Annotated in this window: 26 protein-coding genes; 12 read left to right on the top strand and 14 right to left on the bottom strand. The window is 45.2% G+C overall.

Annotated features, from left to right (window positions below; all coding sequences use genetic code 11):
* Positions 1 to 14: 14 nt before the first annotated feature.
* Positions 15 to 1,571 carry a murein biosynthesis integral membrane protein MurJ gene (gene murJ / locus AOC33_RS00615; protein ID WP_089514674.1) on the bottom strand — a complete coding sequence of 519 codons (1,557 nt, stop codon included), beginning with the start codon at positions 1,569 to 1,571 and terminating at the stop codon, positions 15 to 17.
* 95 nt (positions 1,572 to 1,666) lie between these two features.
* Between murJ and rpsT the strand changes: the two genes are divergently transcribed.
* Positions 1,667 to 1,933: a 30S ribosomal protein S20 gene (gene rpsT, locus AOC33_RS00610; protein ID WP_089514673.1), complete on the top strand. Its 267-nt coding sequence runs from the start codon at positions 1,667 to 1,669 to the stop codon at positions 1,931 to 1,933.
* A gap of 54 nt (positions 1,934 to 1,987) precedes the next feature.
* Here rpsT and AOC33_RS00605 read toward each other — a convergent pair whose 3' ends face one another.
* Positions 1,988 to 2,296 (bottom strand): DUF3579 domain-containing protein, encoded by a 309-nt coding sequence (locus tag AOC33_RS00605; RefSeq protein ID WP_089514672.1) that lies wholly within the window; start codon positions 2,294 to 2,296, stop codon positions 1,988 to 1,990.
* A gap of 107 nt (positions 2,297 to 2,403) precedes the next feature.
* Here AOC33_RS00605 and argF point away from each other — a divergent pair, with 107 nt between their 5' ends.
* Genes argF through ppnP form a run of 3 tightly spaced genes read left to right on the top strand, consistent with a single transcriptional unit; the run spans position 2,404 to position 4,924 of the window.
* Positions 2,404 to 3,330: an ornithine carbamoyltransferase gene (gene argF, locus AOC33_RS00600; protein ID WP_089514671.1), complete on the top strand. Its 927-nt coding sequence runs from the start codon at positions 2,404 to 2,406 to the stop codon at positions 3,328 to 3,330.
* A 32-nt stretch (positions 3,331 to 3,362) separates the two neighbouring features.
* On the top strand, positions 3,363 to 4,592 hold the full coding sequence (locus AOC33_RS00595) for an argininosuccinate synthase (RefSeq protein ID WP_089514670.1): 1,230 nt from the start codon (positions 3,363 to 3,365) through the stop codon (positions 4,590 to 4,592).
* Between the two features lie 26 nt (positions 4,593 to 4,618).
* Positions 4,619 to 4,924: a pyrimidine/purine nucleoside phosphorylase gene (ppnP, locus tag AOC33_RS00590; protein ID WP_089514669.1), complete on the top strand. Its 306-nt coding sequence runs from the start codon at positions 4,619 to 4,621 to the stop codon at positions 4,922 to 4,924.
* A 15-nt stretch (positions 4,925 to 4,939) separates the two neighbouring features.
* On the opposite strand, the gene AOC33_RS00585 is transcribed toward ppnP, so the two are convergent.
* The gene (locus tag AOC33_RS00585; RefSeq protein WP_089514668.1) at positions 4,940 to 5,371 is read right to left on the bottom strand and encodes a DUF192 domain-containing protein; all 432 of its coding nucleotides are present in this window, start codon (positions 5,369 to 5,371) and stop codon (positions 4,940 to 4,942) included.
* 249 nt (positions 5,372 to 5,620) lie between these two features.
* On the opposite strand from AOC33_RS00585, the gene clpS reads away from it, so the two are divergent.
* A complete protein-coding gene (gene clpS / locus AOC33_RS00580) occupies positions 5,621 to 5,899 on the top strand; it encodes an ATP-dependent Clp protease adapter ClpS (protein ID WP_245835599.1) in 279 nt (92 codons plus the stop codon).
* Positions 5,896 to 8,202, top strand: coding sequence for an ATP-dependent Clp protease ATP-binding subunit ClpA (gene clpA / locus AOC33_RS00575; protein WP_089514666.1), 2,307 nt, complete (start codon positions 5,896 to 5,898; stop codon positions 8,200 to 8,202). Before clpS ends, clpA begins: the two co-directional genes overlap by 4 nt.
* Positions 8,203 to 8,233: 31 nt before the next feature.
* Here the strand turns inward: clpA and dut are convergent, their stop codons facing one another.
* From dut to AOC33_RS00550, 5 genes are read right to left on the bottom strand one after another with little or no spacing between them, the layout of a single operon-like run.
* Entirely contained in the window at positions 8,234 to 8,683 is a 450-nt protein-coding gene (gene dut / locus AOC33_RS00570) for a dUTP diphosphatase (RefSeq protein WP_089514665.1), read from the bottom strand.
* Positions 8,684 to 8,694: 11 nt separating this feature from the next.
* A complete protein-coding gene (coaBC, locus tag AOC33_RS00565; protein ID WP_089514664.1) occupies positions 8,695 to 9,894 on the bottom strand; it encodes a bifunctional phosphopantothenoylcysteine decarboxylase/phosphopantothenate--cysteine ligase CoaBC in 1,200 nt (399 codons plus the stop codon).
* Positions 9,895 to 9,911: 17 nt separating this feature from the next.
* On the bottom strand, positions 9,912 to 10,409 hold the full coding sequence (lspA, locus tag AOC33_RS00560) for a signal peptidase II (protein ID WP_089514663.1): 498 nt from the start codon (positions 10,407 to 10,409) through the stop codon (positions 9,912 to 9,914).
* A 20-nt stretch (positions 10,410 to 10,429) separates the two neighbouring features.
* Positions 10,430 to 13,288, bottom strand: coding sequence for an isoleucine--tRNA ligase (gene ileS, locus AOC33_RS00555; protein WP_089514662.1), 2,859 nt, complete (start codon positions 13,286 to 13,288; stop codon positions 10,430 to 10,432).
* Entirely contained in the window at positions 13,281 to 14,231 is a 951-nt protein-coding gene (locus AOC33_RS00550) for a bifunctional riboflavin kinase/FAD synthetase (RefSeq protein WP_089514661.1), read from the bottom strand. Before AOC33_RS00550 ends, ileS begins: the two co-directional genes overlap by 8 nt.
* Before the next feature lie 27 nt (positions 14,232 to 14,258).
* Here AOC33_RS00550 and purN point away from each other — a divergent pair, with 27 nt between their 5' ends.
* The 3 genes from purN (at position 14,259) to AOC33_RS00535 (ending at position 17,611) form a co-directional block, all read left to right on the top strand.
* A complete protein-coding gene (gene purN, locus AOC33_RS00545; RefSeq protein WP_089514660.1) occupies positions 14,259 to 14,897 on the top strand; it encodes a phosphoribosylglycinamide formyltransferase in 639 nt (212 codons plus the stop codon).
* Positions 14,898 to 14,900: 3 nt separating this feature from the next.
* On the top strand, positions 14,901 to 16,268 hold the full coding sequence (locus tag AOC33_RS00540) for an RsmB/NOP family class I SAM-dependent RNA methyltransferase (protein ID WP_089514659.1): 1,368 nt from the start codon (positions 14,901 to 14,903) through the stop codon (positions 16,266 to 16,268).
* Between the two features lie 143 nt (positions 16,269 to 16,411).
* On the top strand, positions 16,412 to 17,611 hold the full coding sequence (locus tag AOC33_RS00535) for a DesA family fatty acid desaturase (protein WP_089514658.1): 1,200 nt from the start codon (positions 16,412 to 16,414) through the stop codon (positions 17,609 to 17,611).
* Between the two features lie 156 nt (positions 17,612 to 17,767).
* Here AOC33_RS00535 and rpmG read toward each other — a convergent pair whose 3' ends face one another.
* The 3 genes from rpmG to radC form a co-directional block, all read right to left on the bottom strand.
* Positions 17,768 to 17,935: a 50S ribosomal protein L33 gene (gene rpmG, locus AOC33_RS00530; RefSeq protein WP_089514657.1), complete on the bottom strand. Its 168-nt coding sequence runs from the start codon at positions 17,933 to 17,935 to the stop codon at positions 17,768 to 17,770.
* Positions 17,936 to 17,946: 11 nt separating this feature from the next.
* Positions 17,947 to 18,180 (bottom strand): 50S ribosomal protein L28, encoded by a 234-nt coding sequence (gene rpmB / locus AOC33_RS00525; protein ID WP_089514656.1) that lies wholly within the window; start codon positions 18,178 to 18,180, stop codon positions 17,947 to 17,949.
* A gap of 140 nt (positions 18,181 to 18,320) precedes the next feature.
* Positions 18,321 to 19,010 (bottom strand): RadC family protein, encoded by a 690-nt coding sequence (gene radC / locus AOC33_RS00520; RefSeq protein WP_281252749.1) that lies wholly within the window; start codon positions 19,008 to 19,010, stop codon positions 18,321 to 18,323.
* A 42-nt stretch (positions 19,011 to 19,052) separates the two neighbouring features.
* Between radC and AOC33_RS00515 the strand changes: the two genes are divergently transcribed.
* Both AOC33_RS00515 and ispH read left to right on the top strand, forming a co-directional pair.
* A complete protein-coding gene (locus tag AOC33_RS00515) occupies positions 19,053 to 19,517 on the top strand; it encodes an FKBP-type peptidyl-prolyl cis-trans isomerase (protein WP_089514655.1) in 465 nt (154 codons plus the stop codon).
* On the top strand, positions 19,518 to 20,477 hold the full coding sequence (gene ispH, locus AOC33_RS00510) for a 4-hydroxy-3-methylbut-2-enyl diphosphate reductase (RefSeq protein ID WP_089514654.1): 960 nt from the start codon (positions 19,518 to 19,520) through the stop codon (positions 20,475 to 20,477).
* A 60-nt stretch (positions 20,478 to 20,537) separates the two neighbouring features.
* On the opposite strand, the gene AOC33_RS00505 is transcribed toward ispH, so the two are convergent.
* Positions 20,538 to 21,716, bottom strand: coding sequence for an acetylornithine transaminase (locus AOC33_RS00505; protein WP_089514653.1), 1,179 nt, complete (start codon positions 21,714 to 21,716; stop codon positions 20,538 to 20,540).
* A 52-nt stretch (positions 21,717 to 21,768) separates the two neighbouring features.
* A complete protein-coding gene (locus AOC33_RS00500; protein WP_089515544.1) occupies positions 21,769 to 22,824 on the bottom strand; it encodes a CDP-6-deoxy-delta-3,4-glucoseen reductase in 1,056 nt (351 codons plus the stop codon).
* Positions 22,825 to 22,859: 35 nt separating this feature from the next.
* Between AOC33_RS00500 and AOC33_RS00495 the strand changes: the two genes are divergently transcribed.
* Positions 22,860 to 23,732 carry an SDR family oxidoreductase gene (locus AOC33_RS00495; RefSeq protein WP_089514652.1) on the top strand — a complete coding sequence of 291 codons (873 nt, stop codon included), beginning with the start codon at positions 22,860 to 22,862 and terminating at the stop codon, positions 23,730 to 23,732.
* 31 nt (positions 23,733 to 23,763) lie between these two features.
* Here the strand turns inward: AOC33_RS00495 and AOC33_RS00490 are convergent, their stop codons facing one another.
* Complete coding sequence (locus tag AOC33_RS00490; protein WP_089514651.1) at positions 23,764 to 25,545, bottom strand: glutamine--tRNA ligase/YqeY domain fusion protein; 1,782 nt, start codon at positions 25,543 to 25,545, stop codon at positions 23,764 to 23,766.
* Positions 25,546 to 25,553: the final 8 nt, after the last annotated feature.

Below are 25,553 nucleotides of genomic sequence, written 5' to 3'. Positions count from 1 at the left end.
CTAAAAAATCTGTTTTATGTTGCTTTGTATAAAAAATCTTTAACCCTGAAACCTGTTAGCCATAGAGTACCCAAATAAACGCCGCCGGCCAGTGCCAACCATAAACCTAGCCAAGCAATTCTGATGAATGGCGTATTTTTCAATTCTAACCAGTCGTGCTGAAGGGCGCCGTAGTAAAAAACAACGCCGATCGCTACCAAGGCAATGCTCAACTTGAATAAAAATTTAAGCCACCCGGCATTTTTTGCCAGCAAACCTTGTTTATGAAGACCGCGCCACAACAAGTAGGCATTCAAGCAGGCTCCTAAGCCAATTGAGAGAGCCAGGCCTGCATGATTGAGCCATGGGACCAAAACAATATTGGCCAGTTGAGTTAACACCAATACCGTGATGGCAATTTTCACAGGTGTTTTGATGTCTTGTCTTGAGTAATAGGCTGGTGCCAGAATTTTTATCATAATCAAACCAATCAAACCAACACCATACGCAGCCAATGCATGCTGAGTCATGGTCACATCGACTGCCGTGAACTGACCATAGTGATACAAGACCGCAGCCAGTGGTTGACCGAATATGAATAATGCCAAAGCGGCAGGCGCTGCCAAGACAAACGTTAACTTCAGGCCCCAGTCAACTAACTGAGTCATTTGTGTTTTGTCTTCAAGAGCATTGGCTTTTGAGAGACTTGGTAATAAGACTGTACCAATTGCAACGCCCAGCAAGGCGGTTGGGAACTCCATCAAGCGATCAGCGTATGAAAGCCAAGACACACTTCCTACGGCAAGGTGTGAAGCAATATTGGTATTGATGATGAGTGAGAGTTGAGCCACTGAAACACCAAACAGTGCTGGCAACATCAAGCGCAATACTTTTTTTGCTCCAGGGTGATCCCAGGCACTTTGAATTTTGCTAAAGCTCAATCCAATGCTAGGGAGCATGCCGATTTTTTTAAGTGCAGGTATCTGAATCGCTAATTGAGTGATACCCCCTAGGATCACACCAACACCTAAAGCGTAGATGGGTGTTTCAAAGTGGGGTGAGAGTAACCATGATGAAAAGATCATGGATAAATTCAATAAAACTGGAGTAAACGCTGGAACAGCAAATTTCTTATAAGTATTTAAGATGCCAGCAGACAATGACACCATTGAAATGAGACCAATGTAGGGGAACATGATCCGAGTCAACGTCAAACTGGCTTCATGAGCTCCGGTCTCACGCAAGCCTGAGGCCACCAAGAAGATGATCCATGGGGCGCCAATCACGCCTAAAAGAACTGTGGCTACCAATGCCCAAAATAATAGGGTGGCAATCGCACTGACCATCAATGAGGTGCCTTCCTGGCCCTCTTTGGTGTTGGTTTCGCTTAAAACTGGCACAAATGCCTGAGAAAACGCCCCTTCAGCGAATAAACGCCTCAATAAATTGGGGATTCGGAAGGCCACGTTGAAGGCGTCAGTCCACTCTGAAGCCCCGTAGGTTCGGGCTATCAGGGTTTCTCGGAGCAATCCCGTGATGCGGGAGAGCATGGTAAAGCTGCTGATTTTGGCGGCGGCAGATAATAAGTTCACAGGCGTAGTTTTACAGATTTCTAGCGGGGGTGGTAGCCTTCCTCAGGATAAGTTATAATCTTTTTCTTTTGGCAATACCCCTAAAGGTTATAAACATGGCAAATACCGCCCAAGCTCGTAAACGTGCCCGCCAGGCAGTTTCTCAAAATGAACACAACACCAGCTTGCGTTCACGTCTTCGCACAGCTATCAAGTCTGTTCGCAAAGCCGTAGATGCTGGTGATAAAGCTGCTGCAGCCAAGGTTTTCCAAGCTGCACAGGCAACTATCGACAAGATTGCAGACAAAAAAGTAGTGCATAAAAACACTGCTGCGCGTACAAAATCACGCTTATCTGCGGCTGTTAAGGGCATGACTGCCTAATTCAGGTCAGTTTTAAAAAAGCCCGTTCCCTTATCCGGAGCGGGTTTTTTGTTTCTAGTTGTTTGATTTTATTGGGATTTCGCAGGCCTCAACAATCGGAAGATTGTTATCTTTGGCAAAGTTTTTCACGAAATCCATGGCTTTTGGCTCGATATCCCTTAGGCGTTCATCGACAACCACACACTTTGTGCCTGCAATGATCACGGGTTTAACAAAAGGTGAATATGTGAAGCGAGGGTCGCCTGGATCATTTTCTGGTCGAAATTGAGCCATGACACCGCAAAGTCTTTCAGCCCAATCACTGGGTCGAAATGGCTTGCCATCCTGCGTGAGACCTTGGATGAAGAATTGTTTGGTCGTCACGATGTGTATGCGGTATAAATGAATAATTAGTTGGGGGAAACCCGACTATTTTAGCAGTCTAGAACTATCGTGAATCAATTATTGAGTTAATCAGGTATTTGAAATTTATGGCGTCAAATCTTGCTGTTAGACATTATTTACAGTTCACTGATTTCAGTGCGGATGAGTACGCTTATCTTTTAGAAAGATCAGCTTTTTTAAAGGCTAAATTTAAAAGATACGAAACCTGGCACCCACTTCATGACCGAACCTTGGCCATGATTTTTGAAAAAAACTCCACGCGCACCAGATTATCTTTTGAAGCAGGCATCCATCAGTTGGGTGGCCATGCTGTGTTTTTGAATACCAAAGACACCCAGTTGGGTCGTGGTGAGCCGGTTGAGGATGCAGCTCAAGTGATCTCACGCATGACTGACATCATCATGATTAGAACATTTGGTCAAGACATCATTGAGCGGTTTGCCGCTCATTCACGTGTGCCAGTGATCAATGGTTTGACCAATGAATACCACCCTTGCCAAGTATTGGCTGACATCTTCACGTATGTGGAGCACCGTGACAGCATCAAGGGTAAAACCGTTGCCTGGGTGGGTGACGCCAACAACATGGCTTACACATGGATACAAGCGGCTGAGATTTTGGACTTCAAGGTGCACTTTTCTGCTCCTTCAACCTATCAGCTAGATCAAAAGATGTTGAGCCCAAATGCTAAAAAACATTTAACGATTTTTGAAAACCCTATTGATGCTTGTCGTGGCGCTGATTTGGTGACCACCGATGTTTGGACCAGCATGGGTTATGAAGCTGAAAATCAAATTCGCTTGAAAGCTTTCAAGGGTTGGATGGTCAATGATGATTTGATGACCGTCGCCAACTCAGGCGCATTGTTCATGCATTGTTTGCCTGCCCACAGGGGCGAAGAAGTTTCTGCCTCAGTGATTGATGGTCCTCAGAGCGTTGTTTGGGATGAGGCTGAAAATCGCCTGCATGTACAAAAAGCGTTGATGGAATTTTTACTTTGCGGCAAGTTGTAATTTTTACTTAAACTTTAATTAATTAGATAGATATGTCAGATATTAAAAAAGTTGTTCTAGCTTATTCTGGTGGCTTAGATACCAGCGTTATTTTGAAATGGTTGCAAGACACATACCAATGTGAAATCGTGACTTTTACGGCTGACTTGGGTCAGGGCGAAGAGCTTGAGCCAGCAAGAGCAAAGGCACTTAAGTTTGGTATCAAGCCTGAAAATATTTTCATTGATGATTTGCGTGAAGAATTTGTTAGAGATTTTGTTTTTCCAATGTTCCGCGCTAACACCATTTATGAAGGCGAGTATTTATTGGGCACATCCATTGCCCGCCCTTTGATTGCCAAGCGTCAAATTGAAATTGCACGTCAAACCGGTGCTGATTCTGTATCGCATGGCGCTACAGGCAAGGGCAATGATCAAGTTCGTTTTGAGCTTGGCTACTATTCATTAGAGCCATCCATCAAAGTGATTGCTCCATGGCGCGAATGGGATTTGTTGTCGCGCGAAAAATTATTGGCCTATGCCGAGCAACATGGCATTCCAGTTGAAATGAAACACAAGCAAGGTGGCGCACCCTATTCTATGGATGCCAACTTATTGCACATCAGTTACGAGGGCCGTCATCTTGAAGATCCTAAGGCTGAAGCTGAAGAATCTATGTGGCGTTGGACAGTGTCACCAGAGCAGGCTCCTGATGCCCCTGAGTACCTCGATATAGAATTTGAGCGTGGTGATGCAGTGGCCATTAACGGTAAGCGTTACAAGGCCCATGAAATGCTCGCAGAACTTAACAAAATCGGCGGCAAGCATGGCATTGGACGTTTAGACCTTGTTGAAAACCGCTATGTTGGTATGAAGAGCCGTGGTTGCTACGAAACTCCTGGCGGCACGATTCTATTGAAGGCTCATAGAGGTATCGAGAGCATCACTTTGGATCGCGAAGTGGCTCATTTGAAAGATGATTTGATGCCGCGTTATGCCAGCATGATTTACAACGGATATTGGTGGGCGCCAGAGCGTGTGGCGATTCAGACATTGATTGATCACACTCAACAAAGCGTGAGTGGTTTTGTGCGAGTGAAGTTGTACAAAGGTTCTGCCACCGTGGTTGCACGTGATTCTGTCAACACATTGTTCGATCAAAACATTGCTACGTTTGACGATGATGGTGGTGCTTACAACCAAGCCGATGCAGGTGGATTCATCAAATTAAATGCCTTGCGCATGCGCATTGCTGCCAATGCACGTCGCAAGCGTGGTTCTTAATAGCTAACAAGATTAAAGGGTAAGAGATGCAATTCGATCAAGTAACAGTTAATAAAAAAGCCAACGTTTTTTTTGACGGTAAATGTGTTTCTCACACAGTGACATTGCCAAGTGGCGAGCGCAAGTCTGTTGGCGTGATTTTGCCAAGTACATTGCGCTTTGACTTAACAACCAAAGAAGTGATGGAAGTGGTTGATGGCACAGCTCATGTGAGCATCAACGGTGCCGCAGAGCAAGCGTTTGCTGCTGGTCAATCATGGGCAGTTGAAGCGGGCGGTTATTTTGTGATCCGCGCTGAACAGCCAGTTCATTACGTTTGTCACTTCGGTTAATAACTAATTAACCGATTAATTCCTGGGCAGACCAGTGATGGTGTGCCCAGGAAGAACCCCTTTCTTGCTGAACCAGCCTTGGTTCATTTCTAAAGCAAAGCGAACGGGTTTTGTTGGGCAATGATTATCTTCAGTCATTGCTTTCATTTCTAGAATATTCACAATCTTCCCGTCATCTGCAATGAAAGCGATGGCCAAAGGAATTTTTGTGTTTCTCATCCAAAAGCAATGTGTGGCGCTTTGCTCAAAAATAAACAGCATGCCGTCATCTGCAGGCATATAGGTGCGGTGCATGAGGCCTAATTGACGAGCTTTTTCTGTTTTTGCTACTTCCGCATGTATTTTGTACAGACCCGCATACAAGTCAATCGCGGGGCCTTGTTGGGCATTGGCTGAGGAGCCAAGAATCAAGAACGAAAAAAAGGATACGATGATTTTTTGCAGCATTGCGAAGAAAATCCTGAAAAATTTATTTATTGCATTCATCATACTTTAATGAGATTCATCAAAATAAAACTTCCATTAAATCTTCAATAACTGACTGGTTTTAATATGAATTTATATTCATAAAAAATACCAAAAATAGGGCTTCCACCCAATTTCAAACTTATGTTTAGAATAGGGCATATGAGTCGAAAACCTAAAACAGCCAACCCGATAGATTTACCTGCTTTTCAGGAGGATCACACCACGGTGATGGATCGCCAATCTGAGCGTGTTCAACCACCTAAGATGTACCGCGTTGTTTTATTGAATGATGATTTCACGCCCATGGAATTTGTGGTGATGGTGATTCAAGAGTATTTTCATCACGATCAAGAACGCGCCACTCGCATCATGTTACAAGTACACCTAGAAGGAAAAGGGGTTTGTGGTGTATATACTAAAGATGTCGCTTTAACCAAAGTTCAACAAGTTGTAGATAGAGCCCGAGAGTCTGGGCACCCATTGCAGTGCACTATGGAGGAAGCATGATTGCTCAAGAGTTAGAAGTTACCTTACATATGGCATTTGTGGACGCTAGAGCGTCAAGACATGAATTCATAACGGTTGAACATTTACTGTGTGGCTTGCTCGACAACGCCACAGCGGCGGATGTATTGAAAGCTTGCGCGGTCAACATTGATGACCTGAAAAGTAATCTAAAAAACTTCATAAATGACAACACACCAATCGTGCCTGGATCAGATGATGTGGACACTCAGCCAACTTTGGGCTTCCAAAGAGTGATTCAGCGCGCCATCATGCACGTGCAGTCAACGTCTAATGGTAAAAAAGAAGTGACAGGCGCCAACGTGTTGGTAGCTATTTTTGGTGAAAAAGATTCTCACGCTGTTTACTATCTGCAGCAGCAAGGGGTGACGCGCCTTGATATCGTTAACTACATCAGTCATGGCATTAGGAAAGACCAAGTAGACGCTCCAAAAGCGAGTGAACCTAGTACTGAGGGTGAAGATGCTGGTGGGGCTGGCAAAGACAGCCCGCTTGAGCAGTACACCCAAAATCTGAACGTGTTGGCTAAGCAAGGACGCATCGATCCATTGATCGGTCGCGAAGGCGAAGTTGAAAGAGTGATTCAGGTTTTATGTCGTCGCAGAAAAAACAACCCTTTGTTGGTGGGTGAGGCTGGTGTGGGTAAAACAGCCATTGCTGAAGGCTTGGCTTGGAGAATCACGCAGAACGATGTGCCAGAGGTTTTGGCCAAGGCCACGGTGTATTCATTGGACATGGGCGCTTTGCTAGCTGGTACAAAGTACCGCGGTGACTTTGAGCAACGTCTGAAAGGTGTTTTAAAGAACCTGAAAGACAATCCAGATGCCATTTTGTTCATCGATGAAATTCATACACTGATTGGCGCTGGTGCAGCATCAGGTGGCACGTTGGATGCCAGCAATCTATTGAAGCCAGCTTTGTCTAGTGGGCAAATGAAATGTATTGGCGCAACCACCTTTAATGAATACCGCGGTATTTTCGAAAAAGATGCGGCGCTTTCAAGACGTTTCCAAAAGGTCGATGTTTTAGAGCCATCTGTTGATCAAACAGTACAAATTTTGCGCGGTCTTAAGTCAAAGTTCGAAGAGCATCATGGCGTTAAATATGCTCAGGCAGCTTTGACAGCTGCTGCAGAGTTGTCTGCACGTTATATCAATGACAGACACCTGCCTGACAAGGCGATCGATGTGATCGATGAGGCGGGTGCTGCGCAACGCATTTTACCAAAATCAAAACAGAAGAAAACGATTGGTCGCCAAGAAGTTGAAGACATCGTGGCAAAGATTGCACGCATTCCACCGCAGTCAGTGTCTGTGGACGATCGCAGTAAGTTGCAAACTCTGGATCGTGACTTGAAGAGCGTTGTGTTTGGTCAAGAGCCTGCCATCGAAGCATTGGCATCAGCCATCAAAATGTCGAGAGCTGGCTTGGGTAAAGATGACAAACCAATCGGTTCTTTCTTGTTCTCTGGCCCAACCGGTGTTGGTAAGACTGAGGTAGCCAAGCAATTGGCCTTCATCATGGGCATTGAGCTGATTCGTTTTGACATGTCTGAGTACATGGAGCGTCATGCGGTGAGTCGGATGATTGGTGCCCCTCCAGGATATGTTGGCTTTGATCAGGGTGGTTTATTGACTGAGGCGGTGAATAAGAAGCCTCACTGCGTCTTATTGCTTGATGAGATTGAAAAAGCTCACCCAGATATTTTCAATATTCTGTTGCAAGTGATGGACCATGGCACATTGACTGATAACAATGGCCGTAAAGCAGACTTCAGAAATGTCATCATCATCATGACCACCAATGCTGGTGCAGAAGCGATGCAGAAGTCCACCATTGGATTCACGACTGTGCGTCAAGCCGGCGATGAAATGGGTGACATTAAACGCACCTTCACGCCAGAATTCCGCAATCGTTTAGATGCCATCGTGAGCTTCAAGGCTTTGGATGAAAGCATCATCTTGCGTGTGGTTGATAAGTTCTTGATGCAACTTGAAGAGCAGTTACATGAGAAGAAAGTGGACGCAAGTTTCACTGAAAATCTCAGAGCTTATTTGGCCAAGCATGGCTTTGACCCATTGATGGGTGCAAGACCAATGCAAAGACTGATTCAAGACTTGGTGCGCAAGGCCCTTGCTGATGAATTGCTATTTGGTAAGTTGGTTCATGGCGGTCATGTGGTTGTAGACGTAGATGCCGATGAGAAGATCATTCTTGATTTTGATGCGCCTGTTAGACCTGCCGTTAAAAAGGCTTCAGCAGGTCGTGAGGTTCAAGAAATTTAAGGAAAAAGCAGGGCTTAATTAATATTCTTGATTAAGCTCTGCCAGTACTTCCAAATCCGCCTGCGCCTCTGTCGCTGGCGCTGAATTCTGTGACTTCAGCCCATTCAACCTGTGCCACTGGAACAATCACTAACTGTGCCAGCCGCTCCATTGGCTCAAGCTTGAAAGCGGTTTGACCGCGATTCCAAGTGCTGACCATCAATTGCCCCTGGTAGTCTGAGTCAATCAAACCCACAAGATTGCCCAATACGATGCCGTGCTTGTGACCTAAGCCAGATCTAGGCAAGATCAAAGCAGCGTAGCCAGGATCATCCAAGAAAATAGATAAACCGGTTGGTACCAACACTGTTTGACCCGGCTCGATGACAATCGCTTCGTCTAAGCATGCTCTTAAGTCTAGGCCAGCACTGCCGCTCGTAGCGTATTGCGGCAGATTGTTTCTCATGCGTTCATCAAGAATTTTGACTTGTAGTTTTTTCATATCTTATTGGGTTAAATTTTTGTGGAAACGAGTTGGATGATTTCGCGAGACAAAGCAATTTTGCTGAGCTTATTGGTTTTAGTCATGCCTTTTTCTTCAACAATCAATAATTGGTTGTCATCAAGTCCAAAAGTGTCTGGACCAAGATTACCTAAAAGCATTGGTATATTTTTCTTGATGCGCTTTTCTTGTGCGTGCTTTTCTAAATCATTGGTTTCTGCGGCAAATCCAATGCAGTAGGGCTTCTTGCCTGATGCTTTCTTGGCAGCTTCAGCCAAAATGTCAGGATTTAATTCAAATTCCAACGCTGGATTAGATTGGTCAGATTTTTTAATTTTCTGTGCAGATGCATTCTTCACTGACCAATCTGCAACAGCAGCAACTGCAAAGAAAACATCGCAATCAAGATGATTCATCACGGCGGCATGCATATCTTTTGCGCTGATCACATCGGTGCGTTTGATTTTTCCGGTGTATTCAAGTGGTGTTGTCAAATGACAAGGACCTGCAATCAATTGAACTTCAGCGCCAGCCTCCACAGCGGCTTTGGCTAATGCAAAGCCCATCTTGCCAGAGCTTCGATTGGTGATGCCTCTAACAGGATCAATGGCCTCGTATGTTGGGCCGGCAGTGATCAATACTTTTTTACCGGCCAATACTTTTTTTTGAAAAAAAGCGATGATGCCTTCCAAGATCTCGGCAGCTTCAAGCATCCGACCCATGCCGTTTTCACCACACGCTTGGGTGCCACTGGTAGGACCCAGCACAGTGATGCCGTCTGCTTGCAGTTGTTGCATATTTCTTTGGGTGGCAGCGTTTTCCCACATTTGCTTGTTCATCGCAGGCACCACAATCAAAGGGCACTCTTTGGCCAAACAAGTGGCGCTGACAAGATCGTTCGCTAAACCATGTGAAATCTTTGCCAATAAGTCTGCGCTGGCAGGAACAGCCACAATGACATCTGCTTTTCTAGAAAGCTCGATGTGTGCCATGTTGTTAGAAATACGCGCATCCCATTGATCTGTGAAGACGTGATTGCCAGTGAGTGCTTGCATGGTCACCGGCGTCATGAATTTGGTCGCGGCTTCACTCATGATGACTTGCACTGTGGCGCCTTCTTGTATGAGAGAGCGTGCTAACTCAGCCACTTTAAATGCGGCAATACCACCTGACATGGTCAGAAGGATATGTTTGCCTTGAAGTGATTGCATGAGCTATTGACCTTGAGTTATTTGTTGACGCGCTTGATTTCATCTAAGATTAACAGAATCACACCAATGGTGATCGCGCTATCTGCAATATTGAAAGCAGGCCAGTGCCAGCCAGCGTAATGAAGATCAACAAAATCAACAACGGCACCATACAAGATGCGATCGATCACATTGCCGATGGCACCACTTAAAACCAAGCTCATGGCCAGGCAAAAAAGAGTTTGACTGGTATTTTTTCTGATCAACCAAATCATCACAACTGCAGCGATCAGGCCAAGGCCAGTGAAAAACCAACGTTGCCAACCACCCGCTTGCGCTAAAAATGAAAATGCTGCGCCAGGGTTGTAAACCAAGGTCCAATTGAGAAAGCTGGTCACTGGTTGGGAGATGCCTTCAATCAAATTGCCTTTAGCGATGACCTTGGTCAATTGATCAAGGATCAAAATAAGTGCGGCCGTTCCCATCCAAAGTAAGAAGCTTTGTTGGTTGCCAGATGATTTGATAGAGCGAGCCAAATAATTCTCCTTGGATACTTTTAGGCGATGTGACGCTTTTCACCGTCGCCAAATAAGTTGCTGGTGCAGCGGCCGCACAAAGTAGGGTGCTCAGCGTCATGCCCAACATCCTCTCTGTAATGCCAGCATCGACCACATTTTTGATGGCTTGATGATTTAACCGTTACTTTGATTTCTTCAAGAGAAGCATTTTCGGTCACGTTCACGCTTGAAGTGATGGTGATGAACTTTAAGTCGTCGCCAAGTGACTTCAAGAGCGCTGCATCACTGGCAGGTGCTTCAATCTGAAGTTCAGCTTGCAATGAAGAACCAACGTTGCCAGCCTCACGCTCAAATTCAATCGCTTTGGTGATGTCTGAACGCATCACACGAATGCGATCCCATTTAGCGATCAGAGCGCTGGCATCATTGATTGATGGTAGCTGGTAAAACTCTTCAGTAAAGATCGTGTCTTTGCTCTTGGTCTTGTGAGCAAAAATACCCCAAACTTCTTCAGCTGTGAATGATAAGAATGGCGCACTCAAACGCAAGAATGATTGTGTGATGTGGAACAGCGCGTTTTGAGCAGAGCGACGAGCTGGAGCATTGGCGGTCAATGTGTACAAACGATCTTTGATGATGTCTAGGTAGAAGCCGCCCATGTCTTCTGAGCAGAAGGTCATTAATCTAGATACTGCTGGATGGAATTCATAACGATCGTAGTGAGCCGTTAATTCTTTTTGCATTTCTTCAGTCACTGCTAGTGCGTAGCGATCAAGCTCTAACCAATCCTTTGGATCCATGCGGTGTTGGTCAATATCAAAATCTGAAAGGTTGGCCAATAAAAATCTCAATGTGTTGCGAATGCGGCGATAGCTTTCAACCACGCGCTTCAAGATTTCATCAGAAATGGTCATTTCACCTGAATAGTCTGTAGAAGCTACCCACAAACGAATGATCTCAGCGCCCATTTTGTCAGCAACTTCTTGCGGGGCAATCACGTTGCCCACGGACTTACTCATTTTTCTACCTTGACCATCGACCGTGAAGCCGTGAGTCAATAGTGCTTTATAGGGTGGTTTGCCATCAAGCATCGAGCCTGTGAGAAGAGATGAGTGGAACCAGCCACGGTGTTGATCTGATCCTTCAAGATACAAGTCAGCCCAACGCTCATTGGGATTGTTCCTGGATGCATCTGCCAATGTGGCAGCATGAGAGCCACGGATCACGTGCCAGTGAGTGGTGCCTGAATCGAACCAGACATCCAAAGTGTCTTTGTTCTTTTCATACATCGCAGCTTCATCACCGATGAGCTCTTTGATGTCAATCGATTGCCAAGCTTCAATACCTTCTTTTTCAACACGCTTAGCAATGATTTCTAATAGTTCAGGTGTGCGCGGATGAAGTTCACCACTTTCTTTGTGAATGAGGAAGGCCATTGGCACACCCCATTGACGCTGTCTTGAGAGTGTCCAATCTGGACGATTAGCAATCATGTTACGCAAGCGCTGTTTGCCCCATGCTGGGTAAAACTCAGTGGTTTCAATACCCTCCAAAGCTGTTTCTCTCAGACTCTTACCTGAGGCAACTTTTTTATCCATGCTGGCAAACCATTGTGCAGTTGCTCGGTACACAACAGGTGTTTTGTGTCTCCAGCAGTGCATGTAGAAATGCTTGAGTTTTGCTGACTTTAGAAGTGAACCCGCCTGTTGAAGTGCTTCAACAATTTGTGGGTTGGCTTTCCAAATGGTGAGTCCTGCAAACAAAGGTAGCCAAGATGCATAAACACCGTCACCCATCACTGGGTTCAAAATATCTTGATCTTTCAAACCATGTGTTTTGCAAGATTTAAAGTCTTCCTCGCCATAAGCGGGTGCGCAATGAACCATGCCAGTGCCGCTATCGATCGTCACGTATTCGGCCAAGTAAATCGGTGAGCGACGATCAAAGCCTTCATGTGCTTTGCTCAATGGGTGGTGAAACTCTAGGCCTGCCAGTGCTTGACCTTTGCAAGTGGCAATCACTTGTCCTTCAAGCTCATATTCTTTTAAACAAGCTTCGGTGCGATCTTTGGCAAGAATCAACAAACCTCTTGCTGTGTTCACCAAAGCATACTCAATCTCAGGGTGCACATTCAGCGCTTGGTTGGATGGGATGGTCCAAGGCGTGGTGGTCCAGATCACGGCCATGCCCTCTGATTTTGGCAGTTGATTCAATGAAAACGCTTTGGCGATTGCTGGTAATTGATCTTTGGGGAATGCAAAGCCAACATCCACTGCCAGATCCTCTTTGTCTTGATACTCAACTTCAGCTTCAGCCAAAGCAGAGCCGCAATCAAAGCACCAGTTCACTGGCTTTAAGCCGCGATAAACATAACCGTCTTCAAGGATTTTTCCAAGAGCACGAATTTCATCGGCTTCATTTTTGAAGTCCATCGTGAGGTATGGGTTTTGCCAATCACCAAGAACGCCTAAACGCTCAAAGTCTTGTTTTTGTTTTGCGATTTGAACTTTTGCATAGGCCCTGGCTTTCTCTTGAACCTCTGCAGTAGGTAAATGTTTACCAAATTGCTTTTCAATTTGAATTTCAATTGGCATGCCGTGGCAATCCCAACCAGGAACGTATCTGGCGTCATAACCAGCAAAGCCTTTGGCTTTGACAATCATGTCCTTCAGAATTTTATTAACAGCATGTCCGATGTGAATGTCGCCGTTCGCATACGGAGGGCCGTCATGCAAAATAAATGTTTTCTTACCGGCTTTGGCTTCACGTATTTTTTGATAGATTTTTTTCTCTTGCCATTCTTTTACCCAAATCGGTTCGCGTTTAGGCAAATCGCCACGCATCGGAAATGTCGTGTCGAGTAAGTTGACGGGGTAAGAATTTTTTTTATCAGACATGGTCATTTATTTCAAAGTAATTTTTTGCTGCTAGTGCATCGTTATTGATGGCGTTTTTGAGTGTTTCTAAATCGTTGTACTTTTCTTCATTTCTTAATTTTTTGACAAGCTCAACACGCAGTAATTTTCCATAAACATTTTTATCAAAATTAAAGATGTGAACTTCTAACAAATATCTTCCTGAATCATCCACCGTGGGCCTTTGCCCAAGGCTTGCAACAGCAGGTAGTGGATTGTCGCTTAAGCCGTGCACTTGTGCGATAAAAATACCTTGTGCCGCTGGCTTTCTTTTGTGGAGTCTATTGGCAACAGCCAAGTTCAAGGTTGGAAAACCAAGTGTTCTACCCAGCTTTTGGCCATGCAAAACGTGGCCACTCAACATGTAGGGGCGACCGAGTAATTGTTGGGCTCGATCCATCTGCCCATTTTGAAGTGCCAGCCTGATGGCAGAGCTTGAAATTCTTTCTTGATCTTCAACCAAGGTTTCCATGCGCTCCACTGAGAAACCAAATTGTTGACCCGCGATTTGTAAATCAGAAAAATTACCAGCGCGCTTCGCACCGTAATGAAAGTCATCACCAATCAAAATTGATTTCACTTTTAAGCCATCAACCAGGATGTCTTTAACGAAGGCTTCGGGGCTCAAGTTGGCAAATGCTTGATTGAAGTGAATCACCAATACTTGATCAATACCGATTTCTGCCAAAGCTTCTAATTTGTCTCTTAAACCCAAAATTCTTGCGGGGGCTTTTTCAGGTGCAAAGTATTCGATTGGGTGAGGCTCAAAGGTCATCACACATGATTGCACTTGAAGGGCTTTGGCCTTGGCCACTAATTTTTTTAGCAAGGCCTGATGCCCCCGATGCACGCCATCAAAATTGCCGATGGTCAGGGCGCAGGGGGTCCAATCAGTTGCGGGAGGGATGCCTCTAATTACCTTCACGTTAAGGTATGAATTATATTGGCGGGCATGACTTCAATTGTTATTCTTATTTCTGGTCGCGGCTCCAACATGGAAGCCATTGTTCATGCAGCTCAAAAAGAGGCTTGGCCGGCCAAAATTGCAGCCGTTATTTCTAACCGTCCCAATGCTGGAGGCCTTGATTTTGCTAGGTCTCAGGGTATTGAGGCGGCGGTATTGGATCACGCCCAATTTAAGGACCGAGCCAGTTTTGATGCTGAATTAATCAAGTTAATTGACTCATATTCCCCAGATTTAGTGGTTTTGGCTGGATTTATGCGGATTTTGACGGGTGGTTTTGTGAAGCACTACGAAGGTCGGCTGTTAAATATCCATCCCTCTTTGCTGCCTTTGTTCCCTGGATTGCACACCCATGAGCAGGCATTAGAGGCTGGTGTGAAAGAGCATGGAGCCACAGTTCACTTTGTGACAGAGGCCTTAGACCATGGTCCCATGGTGATTCAGGCAAGTGTTCCAGTGCTTGCGGGTGACACCCCAGACCTTTTAGCTCAGCGAGTTTTAAAGCAAGAGCATGTTATTTATCCCCGCGCTGTGCGCTGGTTCATTGATAATCGCTTAACTATTAGCGACAATCGAGTTTTAGTGAGCCCTCCAGAGCTTCAAATGCTCACCTCTACGGATAAATAATTAATGACCACTGATCAAAAAGCCATTGCAGCAAGGGCAAAAGCACTCCCGCAACACGTTGAGCATCTCGGAATCGTTATCACTGAGTTGATGAAATTTGCTCACCCAGCTGATATGGTGGTGAGTAGATACTTTCGCTCCAACCCTCGCTTAGGCAATAGAGACCGGGCATTGATTGCTGAAGCCTCATTTGCATTCTTGCGCAGAAAAACTGAAATTTCACAATTTGCTGAGAGTGGCGCGGGCCCCTTGGCCAGACGTTTGGCGCTCTTGTCATTGTTGGTCACGATGATTGAAAGTGGTTTGGGCTCGGGCAATCGTGCAGAAAGCGCCTTGGCTGACTTGGCATTTGTGGTGCACCCCAATGAAATTGATTGGTTGCAACGTTTTGGCACCATCGAAAGAAATACCCTGGCTCCTTTAACTCGAGTCAATTTGCCCGAGTGGATCTGGAATGCCCTGGGATCATCTGTTCCTAAAGATGAGTGTTTGCCATTGGCTGAGGCGATGCTCAAGGCAGCTTCTTTAGATTTGCGCGTGAACACCATCAAAACTCAAAGAGAAGACCTTCTAGGCGTTTTAAACGACCTTGGCGGCCGTTATGCGGCAGAACCAACCCCTTACGCTCCAAATGGCGTTCGATTGAAAGGCAAGCCCGCTCTTCAGACCCAAGAATTTTTTAAAAATGGCTTTGCTGAAGTCCAGGACGAAGGCAGTCAATTGCTGGCCATGCTTTTAGAGCCTAAGCGTGGCGAGATGGTGGTGGATTTTTGTGCTGGAGCAGGCGGCAAGACCCTGTCTTTAGGCGCCATGATGAAATCCAGTGGCCGTTTGTACGCTTTTGATGTTTCTGAGAAGCGCCTCGCTAACTTGAAGCCTCGTTTAGCCAAGAGTGGCCTGTCCAACGTTCATCCAGTGTGGATCGACAATGAGAATGATGCCAAGGTGAAACGTTTGGCTGGCAAGATTGACAGGGTCTTGGTGGATGCCCCTTGCAGTGGCCTGGGTACTTTGCGCCGTAATCCTGATCTTAAATGGCGTCAGTCCCCGCAAAGCGTCGCTGAATTGACGCAAAAGCAGCTATCTATCCTCACTTCAGCGGCCAGATTGTTAAAGCCAGGCGGTCGCTTAGTCTATGCGACCTGCAGCTTGATTTATCAAGAAAATCAAGGTGTTGTTGAGGCCTTTTTGGCCAACAACCCTCAATTTGAGCTAAAAGATCCTAAAGAAGTCTTAAGAGACAGCTTTCCAATGATGGGTGATTTGCCGATTGGAACAAGCAAAAACAGCTCTTACTGGCAGTTATTTCCTCATATTCATGGCACAGACGCGTTTTTTGGCGCCATTTTGGTACGAAAAGCCGCAACTTAACTAAAAGTAGCTAAATTTCACTAACTAATTCGATTTATTAGCTAAAAAACATGATTTAGATTAAATCTGTTTTAAGTTTGCTGTGTGAATATATTGAAAGCTTGATAAAATACCACTCTTAAGCATATTGAGAGGATGGCCGCATGGCTTGGTTAGAACAAACTAGAGATTTTGTGTTGAATTGGATTGCAAATGGCTACCTGAATTGGTCTTGGTGGCAGATTTTGTTGATCACACTGTTGTTGACTCACATCACCATTGCCAGCGTGACAATCTTTTTGCATCGTTGTCAGGCTCATCGCGCCTTAGAGTTACACGCCATCCCGTCTCATTTCTTCCGTTTTTGGTTGTGGTTGACCACTGGTATGGTGACCAAAGAGTGGGCGGCTATTCATCGCAAGCACCACGCTAAGTGCGAAAGCATTGATGATCCTCACAGTCCTCAAGTTTTGGGTATCAATACTGTTTTATCCAGAGGCGCGGAGTTGTATCGTGCCGAAGCGAAGAACAAAGAAACGATTGAAAAGTTTGGTCACGGTACTCCTGATGACTGGATGGAAAAAAATCTTTATTCAAAATATCAATGGCAAGGTGTTGCCTTGATGTTGATCATTGATGTGATTCTTTTTGGAGCACTTGGTGCCACTGTTTGGGCTGTTCAAATGTTGTGGATCCCAATCACTGCGGCTGGCATCATCAATGGCATGGGCCACTACTGGGGCTATCGCAATTACGATTGTGAAGACGCGTCAACTAATTTAATTCCTTGGGGCATTTTGATTGGTGGTGAAGAGTTGCATAACAATCATCACACCTACGCAACCAGCGCGAAGCTTTCTAACAAATGGTACGAGTTTGATATTGGTTGGGTTTATATCCGTGCATTAGAAATGGCTGGTTTAGCTAAAGTTAAAAAGTTGCCACCTAAGCCAGTATTGGCTGAGCTTGAGCAGGCATCAGAAAAAACTTTGCAAGCAGTGATCGCTAACCGATATGAAGTGATGGCGCGTTATTCAAAAACTTTGCGTCAAACATTTGATGCTGAAGTTGCCCACATGAAAGAACTGGCCGCTCAGTTTGGTGATCAGCGTCTTTGGTTGTACAAAGATGAAGCCAAGTTAACAGAAGCTGAGCTTGCAAGCCTTGAGAATCTCATGGCAACGAATAAGTCAGTGAAGTTAATGGTTGAGATGCGCCGTGAATTAGCCAGCCTATGGCAGCGTTCACACGTCACCAAAGAGCAATTGATCGCTCAGTTGCAGCAATGGTGTCATAAAGCTGAAACAAGTGGCATGGCGGGCTTGCAAGAGTTCTCCTTGCGCTTACGCAGATACACCGTTTAAAGCTGAACAGGTGGCTTTAAATAGCCACCTGATGGTTTGAAAGATGGCTAGTTAGTATTCAGCAATAGATAACAAAAAGTAGACAACAAAAAACCCGCTCTAGAGCGGGTTTTTTATTTGATCAAGTAAATCTAGTTGATTTGATTAAACCAAGATTTATTTGATCTTTGTTTCTTTGTAAGACACATGCTTGCGAGCTTTAGGATCAAACTTCATGATTTCCATCTTCTCAGGCATGGTACGTTTGTTCTTAGTCGTTGTGTAGAAGTGACCAGTACCTGCAGTCGATTCTAATTTGATTTTCTCGCGTCCACCTTTAGCCATTTTGCCGCTCCTTAGATTTCACCGCGAGTACGCAAATCAACCAATACAGCGTCGATGCCTACTTTATCGATCATGCGAAGACCGGCGTTGGTAATGCGTAAGCTTACCCAACGGTTTTCAGATTCAACCCAAAAACGACGATTTTGCAGATTAGGCAAAAAACGACGCTTTGTCTTATTGTTTGCATGGGAAACATTATTGCCGACCATCGGCTTTTTCCCGGTGACTTGGCATACTTTTGCCATGACACACTCCTTGAATTGCGAAAAAAAGAGATTGTAGCAGGTGGCGAGAAACTATTCCACTATTTACTCAAGGGCATTCCGAATCGGATCAAAAAAAGTCTTTGATTTGACCTACGTTACACTCAAAATGGCCTTTTAAGTTAGTGTTTACTACCTTTAAAAGGCATTATCTTAAGCTCTAAAAAAGATGAGGCCCCTCTTTTTGTCACAATGCAGTGATCTAAGAGATTGACCTCAAGAAGTTGCAGTGCCTCATGCAAAACAATGGTCAAACCAATGTCCTCTTGACTGGGTTTTAAGCTCCCGCTGGGATGATTGTGAGCAATGATCAAATTACTCGCATTTCTCAAGAGACATTCTTTGGCAATTTCACGAATATGTACGGTTGTTTCAGAGATGGATCCTCTGAAGATTTCATGGGCATCAATCAACCTTAAATGGATATCCAGATAGAGACAAACAAAGACCTCATACTCCCTTTGGCCAATCAGACCGATCAAATAGCTTTTGACTAAATCTGTCGAAGTCAAAATACTTTGTTGTTTGATCTTCTCTTTGTAGCTGCGTTGCACCAGCTCATGAATGACTTGAAGTTGTGACCATTTAGAAATACCAATCCCTTTGTAGGCTTCAAAGTCTTTCAGGCTGGCGGTGAGGATTGATGAGAGTGAGCCAAATTCCTGAATGAGTCGATGAGATAAATTCAATGAATTTTCTCCTTGGTTGCCTGTTCTGAGGATGATGGAGAGTAGCTCAGCATCGTTCATAGAGCTTGGCCCACTTAACAGAAGTTTTTCTCGTGGCTGCGACTGTTTTGGCCAATTTTTAATCGATGTTTGGCCAGATTTCTCAGGGCTAGTTAAAATGTCGCTATGACTGAATCTAATATGGCTAGCGGAGCCGTAGTTACCGCCAATTCGTTCTTGACCTTGAACTACAGGATTTCTTTGCCTGAGGGTGGAGACGTCATGAACACTTTCGAGGACAAGCCTGCCACTTTGATGATGGGCACTGGACAATTCTCGCCCACGCTCGAGCAAGCATTGGTTGGCATGCTTTTGAGTGAGCGTAAAACTTTCACCATGGCTCCAGAGGCTGCCTTTGGCGAGAAGAACCCAGATTTGATCAGAACAATCTCTTTGACAACCTTGCGTGAAAACTCTTCTCCTGAAGAAGAGTATTTGCCTGGCGACATGATTGAGTTCAATGCACCTAATGGTGCGACATACTCTGGAACCCTTTTGGCAATTGATGGTGACTCTGCAACTTTTGACTTCAACCATCCTTTGTCTGGCCAAACAATTTTGTTCGAAGCAGAAATCATTGCGATTCTTTAAATGACAACGCCTGTTCAAGCAACTTCTGAAGTGGTGAATGACGGCGAAATCTTGCTGGCTCAACCCAGAGGCTTTTGTGCAGGAGTTGATCGTGCCATCACGATTGTTGAACAGGCTTTGACTAAGTTTGGGGCGCCTATTTACGTGCGTCATGAAATTGTTCATAACGCTTATGTGGTGAATGATTTGCGAGCACGCGGCGCCATCTTTGTGGATGATCTCCATGAGGTTCCGGCGGGTAATACTCTGATCTTCAGTGCTCATGGTGTTTCGCCAGCGGTGAGACAAGAGGCAGAAGAGCGTGGCTTGAAGATATTTGATGCGACTTGTCCTTTGGTGACGAAGGTGCACGTTGAAGTTATAAAAATGCGCAAAGAGGGCATGACGATCATCATGATTGGTCATCGTGGTCATCCTGAAGTTGAGGGCACCTTAGGCCAGGCACCGGAAGGCATTCAACTGGTGGAAAACATTCATGATGTTCAAACCCTGACGATTCCGGCAAACAGTCCTGTTGCTTATGTCACTCAAACAACTTTATCGGTTGATGAAACCAAAGAAATTGTGGATGCATTAAAAGCAAAGTACCCACACATTCAGCAGCCGAAAAAACAAGACATTTGCTACGCCACTCAAAATCGTCAAGATGCTGTGAAGTTCATGGCTCCACAAGTTGATTTAGTGATTGTGGTTGGTAGCCCTAATAGCTCTAACTCCAATCGCTTGAGAGAATTGTCTGAAAAGTTGGGAGTTGTTTCCTACATGGTGGACCATCCCAGTCAGTTAAAGCCTGAGTGGTTTGTAGGTAAAAAGAGAATTGGATTGACTGCAGGTGCATCTGCACCAGAGAGCTTGGCTCAATCAATCATTGATCGCATCAAAGAGCTTGGGCCAAAGAGTGTGAGACCTTTAGAGGGGATTGTTGAGAAGACAGCATTCCCATTGCCTAAAGGTCTTTGATGCGGCCTTTAGGCTGCTTTTAAACTGTCTTTGGTACTCTTTTAGTACTGCCCTGATCTGCTACTTAATTGATTTGATCACGCCTCTTAAGAGGTCTACCATTTGTTTTAATTCTTCACGGCTGATATTCAGCGCTGGCATGAAACGAATTAAATTTGGGCGTGGAGAATTCAATAGAAGACCAATCGGCTCAAGATTGCGAGCGCGCTCAACGATTTCAGGTCCGATGTCACGATTCAATTTGAGAGCTCTCAATAAGCCTTCACCGCGCTCACCATCAAGACCGAGTTCTTTGCTCAGGTCTAGCAATAGCTCTCTTAAGTACTGACCTTTGGCAAGCACTTCATCCAAGAATCCTGGTGCCAATAATTGAGAAATCACACTGAACCCAACTGCAGTCATCAATGGGTTACCGTTATAAGTACCCCCTTGATCGCCTGGTTCAAAGCAAGCAACCTCATCGGTAGCAAGAAGTGCAGCCAACGGCACGCCACCACCAATACCTTTACCAAGCGTCATGATGTCAGGGTTGATGTTATATAGCTGATGGGCAAATAGTTTGCCAGTACGTCCGCAGCCAGCTTGAACTTCATCAACAATCAACAAGATTTTATTTTTCTTGGTGATTTCACGAAGATCACGCATGAACTGATGATCCGCCGGAATAACACCACCTTCACCTTGAACAGGTTCAAGCATGATGGCCACAGTTTTATCGTTGATCAGTTTTTTGACTGATTCAATATCGTTCAGTTCTGCTTTGGGAAAACCAGGAACTTGAGGGGCAAACATGGTGTCCCAGCCTTCTTTGCCAGAAGCACTCATCGTGGCCAATGTTCTGCCATGAAAGCCATGATTGAAGGTGATGATTTCAAAGGCATTGTTTTTGTGAAGCTTGCCCCATTTACGCGCTAGCTTGATAGCACCTTCGTTGGCTTCAGCACCACTGTTGGCAAAAAATACTTTATCAAAGCAGCTATTGGCTGTCAGTAAATTAGACAGCGCAATCATCGGCTCGTTATAAAAAGCAGGACTTGGGTTGATGACCTTTTTAGCTTGCTTTTCAATCGCTTCAATCATGCCTGGATTAGAGTGGCCTAAGCAGTTAACAGCCCAACCTTGTAAAAAGTCTAAATATTTTTTACCGTTCTGATCAAGCAACCAAGAACCCTGACCTTCGGTGAAAACCAAGTCTGGACGTTTGGTGATGTACATCACTGAATGGGTATCGATGGTCATGTCTTTATTTATCTGTTTCAGGGTTGATCAAAAATTTAGTCTTTATCAAATTTTAAGCTGTAGCATTTTTCTTAGCTAAGTCAGCAGCAGATGTGAATGCGTCTGCATAAAACTCATCAGCCGGTAAGTGACATTTTGCAACGAAATCGTTTTTAGCGGATTCAACCACAATCGGTGCGCCACAGGCATACACTTGGTAGGCCGACATGTCTGGATTATCTTCCATGGCTGCCACATGCACAAAGCCTGTTCGACCAGTCCATTGATCTTCTGGGGTAGGCTCTGAAGCAACTGGAATGTATGAGAAATTAGGCATTTCTTTGGCCCATGATTGGCACAAGGCGTCGCGATAAAAATCTTTTGGTCGACGACCACCCCAGTAAAGCTTCACTGGACGAGTGATGCCTGAGTGGCGCATGTGCTCAATGATGCCTCTGATAGGGGCAAAGCCGGTGCCTGAGGCAATAAAGATGATTGGTTTGTCAGAATCTTCGCGCAAGAAGAAGCTGCCCATAGGGCCCTCAAAACGCAAAATATCTTTTTCTTTGAGGGTCGTGCCGTTCTCAGTTTTGCCAAAAACAAAGTCGGTGAATGAGCCACCAGGCATGTGCCTGATGTGAAGCTCTAAAGGGCCTTCTTCATGCGGGGCGCTTGCAATCGAGTAAGCGCGGCGTTTGTCTTTTAATAAAAACTCAATGTATTGACCAGCTAAAAACTGAAATTTCTCAGTTGCGGGTAATTGAAGTTTCACAATTACCACGTCATCGGCCGCTTGCTCTAAGCTGGCCACGCGGCAAGGAATTTTCTTGACAGTGACATCCCCATTCAAAGGCACTTCTTTCACATCAATCACCAAATCTGATTCTGCCTTGGCGCAGCAAAATAGCGCGCAGCCATTGAAGGCCTCTTCAGGAGTCAAAGCCTTTTCTTGGTGTTGGCCATGTGAAACCTGACCAGATTCAATCTTGCCTTTGCAAGAGCCGCAAGCACCATTCTTACAACCATAAGGTAAATTGATGCCTTGACGCATGGCGGCTTCTAAAACAGTTTCATCGCCGTTGGCACTAAATGTTTTTCCGCTGGTTTTAATGGTTATTTGGTAAGACACTGACATTCCTTTTTTAAAGCATTACGATTGAGTTTATGCAACGTATTGGTAAACCTAGAATTCTTATCGTTGGTTGTGGCGACGTCGGTATGCGCTTGCTGCCGCTATTGGTGAAAAAGTACCGAGTGTTTGCTCTGACTTCTTCATCCAGCAGGATGTCGGCATTGAGACAGGCTGGAGCAATTCCTGTCTATGGGAACCTTGACCAGCCAGAGACTCTATGGCGTTTACCTCACTTGGCTGCCCAAGTGATCCATTTGGCCCCGCCAGCTACTCAAGGCCTTCAAGATCGTCGTACAAGTAACTTGCTGTCGATTTTATCTCACGGGGCAGGATTTATCAGGCAACTGATTTATATCAGCACCACAGGCGTCTATGGCGATTGTCAGGGAGCCCTTATCGACGAAACCAAAACCCTTAATCCAAGTACGGCTAGAGCTCAAAGAAGGGTGTCTGCCGAGCAGCAAATCAGGGCATGGGGCATGTCAGGGGTTCAGACTCACATTTTGAGGGTGCCAGGCATTTATGCCGGTGATCGACTTCCTGTCGAAAGATTGGGAAGGGGAACTCCTGTGCTGAATGCTGATGAGGATGTCTATACGAATCACGTCAATGCTGATGACTTAGCCAGATTGATCACTTATGTTTTGTGGAGAGGTAAATCTCAGCGCGTCATCAACGCCTGTGATGACAGTCAATTAAAAATGGCTGATTACTTTGATTTGATCGCTCAAAAGATGAATTTGCCAAAACCACCAAGAGCATCGAGACAGGACTTGAGCGCACAGTTAGATCCTATGATGCTGTCGTTCATGAGTGAGTCGCGACGCATTCAGAATAAGCGCTTGAAAGAACTCAAATTTAAACTTCGTTACCCGACTGTGGAAGACTGTTTAAATTCTCTTTAAAGTTTTTTAAGTCTTTAAAACTCTTTGAGATTTACTTCCAAGTATCTTTCAAGCCCACACACAAGTTAAACACTGGGTTGGATGCTGTGTGGTCAATTCGATCCGCCACAAAATAACCATGACGTTCAAATTGGAAGCGCTGTTCAGCTTGCGCATCCTTTAGGCTTGGCTCTAAGTAAGCATTCAAAATTTGTTTTGAATCTTGATTGATAGCATCCAAGAAGTTCTTATCACCACTGTCTGGATGTGGGTCAGTGAATAAACGATCGTAAACACGGATCTCAGCCTTGATGCCTTCTTTGGCGCTGACCCAGTGAAGATTGCCCTTCACCTTGTAATTATTCGACTCAGGTGTACCACTCTTGCTATCAGGGAAGTAATTGGCATGAACTGCAATCACTTTGCCGCTGGCATCAGTGTCGTAGCCAGTGCACTCAATCACAAAGCCGTGGCGCAGACGCACACGACTGCCTGCTTCACCATTCGCAGGTGGGTAGAGTCTAAAGAAACCTTTGATTGGTTCAACCATGAAGTCATCTTCTTCAATCCAAAGCTCTTTGCTTAAATTAAATTCGCGGCGACCCCAATCTTCATGGTGAGGATGTTTGGGCGCAGAGCAAGGTTCGCTGTGGTTGGCATCAAAGTTATCAATGATCAGTTTGAGAGGCTTTAACACCACAAAGGCACGCTCGGCCTTGGCGTCTAGATCATCACGCAGGGCTTGCTCAAGCACAGACATATCAATCCAGCTATCCGCTTTGGATACACCAATGCGTTCGCAGAACAAACGAATACTTTCAGGCGTGAAACCACGGCGCCTAATACCTACCAAGGTTGGCAAGCGCGGATCATCCCAGCCATCCACACGTTTTTCTTCAACCAACTGCAATAGCTTGCGCTTGCTGGTGATGGCATAAGTTAAATTCAAACGTGCGAATTCATATTGCTTTGGTAAAGGATCCTGGAAGACGCCGACTTCTTTTAAAGCCTCTAACACCCAGTCATAGAGTGGGCGATTGTTCTCAAACTCCAAAGTACAGATCGAGTGAGTGATGTTTTCTAAAGCATCAGAGATGCAATGAGTGAAGTCATAAAGTGGGTAGATGCACCACTTATCACCCGTGCGATGATGGTGAGCGTGACGAATGCGGTACACCACTGGATCACGCAAAACAATGTTTGGATGACTCATGTCAATTTTGAGTCTCAACACATGAGCGCCATCTGGATATTTGCCAGACTTCATCTCTCTGAATAAAGCCAAATTCTCTTCCGCGCTGCGGTTTCTGAATGGACTGTTGGTGCCTAGCTGAGTAAAGTTACCTCGATTTTTATGAATCTCATCAGCAGATTGACTGTCAACATAAGCCTTATTAGCTTCAATTAATTTTTCTGCAAATTCGTATAACTGGTCAAAATAGTCGCTGGCATAGTGTTGATGTTCAACACCCTCATGGATCCAGTCAAAGCCTAACCAACGGACGGCATCAATGATGCTATCAACATATTCAGTCTCTTCTTTACTAGGATTGGTGTCATCAAAGCGCATGTTGCAGCGGGCGCCATGCAAGGCCTGTGAGTAATCTCTGGCAAGGCCAAAGTTCAGACAAATACTCTTGGCATGACCGATGTGCAGGTAACCGTTCGGCTCAGGCGGGAACCGTGTGATAACGCTAGGGAGGGGTTTGCCAGATGAGTCTAGGCGCTTTGAGTGCTTGCCCTGGGCAAGATCAGCATCAATGATTTGACGCAAAAAATTCGAGACCTCTAGGGTCTCGAATTTAGAAGGAATTGGGTTCTTCTTTTCAGACATACCCACAT

Source organism: Polynucleobacter cosmopolitanus (assembly GCF_002224225.1).
Lineage (GTDB): Bacteria > Pseudomonadota > Gammaproteobacteria > Burkholderiales > Burkholderiaceae > Polynucleobacter > Polynucleobacter cosmopolitanus.
The sequence above is the reverse complement of the archived record's forward strand: the minus strand, read 5'-3'. Positions and strand labels throughout refer to the sequence as shown.

Excerpts from the sequence above, each read along its gene's own strand:
- purN (WP_089514660.1), top strand. The coding sequence starts at position 14,259 with ATGACTTCAATTGTTATTCTTATTTCTGGTCGCGGCTCCAACATGGAA.
- AOC33_RS00535 (WP_089514658.1), top strand. The coding sequence starts at position 16,412 with ATGGCTTGGTTAGAACAAACTAGAGATTTTGTGTTGAATTGGATTGCA.
- rpsT (WP_089514673.1), top strand. The coding sequence starts at position 1,667 with ATGGCAAATACCGCCCAAGCTCGTAAACGTGCCCGCCAGGCAGTTTCT.
- ppnP (WP_089514669.1), top strand. The coding sequence starts at position 4,619 with ATGCAATTCGATCAAGTAACAGTTAATAAAAAAGCCAACGTTTTTTTT.
- clpS (WP_245835599.1), top strand. The coding sequence starts at position 5,621 with ATGGATCGCCAATCTGAGCGTGTTCAACCACCTAAGATGTACCGCGTT.
- AOC33_RS00540 (WP_089514659.1), top strand. The coding sequence starts at position 14,901 with ATGACCACTGATCAAAAAGCCATTGCAGCAAGGGCAAAAGCACTCCCG.
- clpA (WP_089514666.1), top strand. The coding sequence starts at position 5,896 with ATGATTGCTCAAGAGTTAGAAGTTACCTTACATATGGCATTTGTGGAC.
- argF (WP_089514671.1), top strand. The coding sequence starts at position 2,404 with ATGGCGTCAAATCTTGCTGTTAGACATTATTTACAGTTCACTGATTTC.
- AOC33_RS00515 (WP_089514655.1), top strand. The coding sequence starts at position 19,053 with ATGACTGAATCTAATATGGCTAGCGGAGCCGTAGTTACCGCCAATTCG.
- AOC33_RS00505 (WP_089514653.1), bottom strand. The coding sequence starts at position 21,716 with ATGACCATCGATACCCATTCAGTGATGTACATCACCAAACGTCCAGAC.
- rpmG (WP_089514657.1), bottom strand. The coding sequence starts at position 17,935 with ATGGCTAAAGGTGGACGCGAGAAAATCAAATTAGAATCGACTGCAGGT.
- rpmB (WP_089514656.1), bottom strand. The coding sequence starts at position 18,180 with ATGGCAAAAGTATGCCAAGTCACCGGGAAAAAGCCGATGGTCGGCAAT.
- AOC33_RS00595 (WP_089514670.1), top strand. The coding sequence starts at position 3,363 with ATGTCAGATATTAAAAAAGTTGTTCTAGCTTATTCTGGTGGCTTAGAT.
- AOC33_RS00495 (WP_089514652.1), top strand. The coding sequence starts at position 22,860 with ATGCAACGTATTGGTAAACCTAGAATTCTTATCGTTGGTTGTGGCGAC.
- coaBC (WP_089514664.1), bottom strand. The coding sequence starts at position 9,894 with ATGCAATCACTTCAAGGCAAACATATCCTTCTGACCATGTCAGGTGGT.
- ileS (WP_089514662.1), bottom strand. The coding sequence starts at position 13,288 with ATGTCTGATAAAAAAAATTCTTACCCCGTCAACTTACTCGACACGACA.
- ispH (WP_089514654.1), top strand. The coding sequence starts at position 19,518 with ATGACAACGCCTGTTCAAGCAACTTCTGAAGTGGTGAATGACGGCGAA.
- AOC33_RS00490 (WP_089514651.1), bottom strand. The coding sequence starts at position 25,545 with ATGTCTGAAAAGAAGAACCCAATTCCTTCTAAATTCGAGACCCTAGAG.
- dut (WP_089514665.1), bottom strand. The coding sequence starts at position 8,683 with ATGAAAAAACTACAAGTCAAAATTCTTGATGAACGCATGAGAAACAAT.
- AOC33_RS00585 (WP_089514668.1), bottom strand. The coding sequence starts at position 5,371 with ATGCTGCAAAAAATCATCGTATCCTTTTTTTCGTTCTTGATTCTTGGC.